This window comes from Pararhizobium antarcticum (genome assembly GCF_001885585.1).
Taxonomy (GTDB): domain Bacteria; phylum Pseudomonadota; class Alphaproteobacteria; order Rhizobiales; family Rhizobiaceae; genus Pararhizobium; species Pararhizobium antarcticum.
In genome coordinates, this window is the sequence record NZ_LSRP01000038.1 from 1 (window position 1) to 2,065 (window position 2,065).

Consider the following 2,065-nt stretch of genomic DNA (forward strand, 5'->3'; position numbering starts at 1 on the left):
GTCCACCAAGAGGTTGAGCGGGCCATCGGCGCTGCGGCAAGGGATCTGGACGGAGAGGGTCTTCTGCCGCCGGCACAGGGTCGTATAGTCCGGCACACCCCAGTCCAGGTCAGCCATCTTCAGCAGGCTGGCAACCATTCCGGTCGTCTGCCTCAGCGGCAGCTTGAACCGTCCCCGGGCTCTGCCCGTTCAGGGCTGACAACAGTCCACCGGACTGTTGTCCGGGCGCCCTTCACCCTTGATCGTCAGGCAGAACTGGATCGCTGCATCCGAGAACACGGCAGGCCGACCAGGGCTGCCGTCATGCGGCGCGAGCCAGGCCATCTCCTTGTCCAGCCAGATCAGCAAAGACCCGCGCTTGCGAAGCGAAGCAGTGTAGCTGGACCAGTTCGTAGTGCGGTAGCGGGCGGGTGATCGCTTGCTCATGCGGCATGTCTAACCGCATGGATTCACGATGTGAATCCTCCACGGTCAGAGTTGTGCAACAACGCCCATCCGGGCTGATCTCGTTACGCCAGTATGTCGCGGCTTTCTACACGACGGGATTGTTCAAGTCGGAAAGAGCGGTGTTGTCCTTGGCCGGGCGACCGTCCTCGGATACTCAGGCTCGGCAGGTTGCGGCTGGAACAGGGACCACCTTCGCCGCATGGAGCGTGGAAGAGCGCGCCGAGAGTCAACTGTTGATGCGTCACGTAACTGCGCGCACCCGATCCTGGTTCAAGGTTGCTTCGGTGTCGGACGAGGTGTCGGACAGAACCCTGCTCTATTTCGGTTCCGCAATAACTGCAGTCAAGAACGGGGCGACCGGGCGCAGGAAGATCGGACCCGTGTTTCAAGCGCTCACGAGTTTGCACATCCTGTATTCCCGAGCGCTGCTGGCCGCTGCGGTAAGGCGCATTGAGCGCCTCAACAAAATGGCGAAGCCATGAGCGTCTTCCTGCTTCCCGCCATCCTCGCGGTCGTCATCGCGGCCATCCATTCCATTGCTGGGGGGCGCGAGATCGCCCGACCCCTTTTGCGTCAGCGTGAATTGTCCCCGACCGTGACGATGACACATTATTACTGCTGGCACATGGCGACAATCACGCTGTTTGGGCTTTCCGGAGCCTATACATTCGCGGCAATTGCGTCGGATGGGCGTGTTTTGGCAATGTTTGCGACGCTGATCTGCGGATTGTTCAGTCTGTGGGGTCTGGCGCTGGTGCTCTGGAAACGGCAGCGCCATCGCGATTTGCCCCAGTGGATTTTGTTCGCCGGGCTGACCGGCAGCGGCATCTGGGCTCTTTCGGCATGAAGCCTGCGCCCCGGTTCAAGCGTGGCGGCCCGGGTCTTTGGATCGAAGCTGCCTATGTAATCCTGGCCCAAGACGGGCATGAAGCGCTGACGATCGAACAACTCACAACCCGCACTGAAAAGACGCGGGGATCTTTCTATCATCACTTCGGCAGCATTGATGGTTTCGTCTCTCGACTGCTGGCTGATTGGCGCGAACGGAATACTGAACGCATCGTGAGGCTCGCCGAGTGCGACCCTGAGCCCGGTGCCCGGCGTACCCTTATCCATCACGAGGCGCTCCGCCTCGACGCACGTATTGAAATCGCCATCCGCAATTGGGCCGGTACCGATCGCCGGGTTCTTGGCGCCTGTAGTGACGTCGACCGTCGCAGAATGGATGTGTTGACGCGTGACCGGCGTTGTTGCACAACTCTGACCGTGGAGGATTCACATCGTGAATCCATGCGGTTAGACATGCCGCATGAGCAAGCGATCACCCGCCCGCTACCGCACTACGAACTGGTCCAGCTACACTGCTTCGCTTCGCAAGCGCGGGTCTTTGCTGATCTGGCTGGACAAGGAGATGGCCTGGCTCGCGCCGCATGACGGCAGCCCTGGGCGGCCTGCCGTGTTCTCGGATGCAGCGATCCAGTTCTGCCTGACGATCAAGGGTGAAGGGCGCCCGGACAACAGTCCGGTGGACTGTTGTCAGCCCTGAACGGGCAGAGCCCGGGGACGGTTCAAGCTGCCGCTGAGGCAGACGACCGGAATGGTTGCCAGCCTGCTGAAG

The 2,065-nt window shown here is 61.1% G+C and carries 2 protein-coding genes and 3 pseudogenes; 4 read left to right on the plus strand and 1 reads right to left on the minus strand.

Going from position 1 to position 2,065, the window contains the following annotated elements; genetic code table 11:
* A pseudogene (locus AX760_RS26150) lies at positions 1–426 on the minus strand (transposase); the annotation flags it as partial.
* Between the two features lie 53 nt (positions 427–479).
* Between AX760_RS26150 and AX760_RS04200 the strand changes: the two are divergent.
* The 4 genes and pseudogenes from AX760_RS04200 to AX760_RS26155 form a co-directional block, all read left to right on the plus strand.
* Entirely contained in the window at positions 480–929 is a 450-nt protein-coding gene (locus tag AX760_RS04200; RefSeq protein ID WP_139276441.1) for a hypothetical protein, read from the plus strand.
* Complete coding sequence (locus AX760_RS04205; protein WP_071831748.1) at positions 926–1,294, plus strand: hypothetical protein; 369 nt, start codon at positions 926–928, stop codon at positions 1,292–1,294. Before AX760_RS04200 ends, AX760_RS04205 begins: the two co-directional genes overlap by 4 nt.
* Positions 1,291–1,455, plus strand: a pseudogene (locus AX760_RS27560) (TetR/AcrR family transcriptional regulator); the annotation flags it as partial. The gene AX760_RS04205 and the pseudogene AX760_RS27560, both read left to right, overlap by 4 nt.
* 301 nt (positions 1,456–1,756) lie before the next feature.
* A pseudogene (locus tag AX760_RS26155) lies at positions 1,757–2,065 on the plus strand (transposase); the annotation flags it as partial.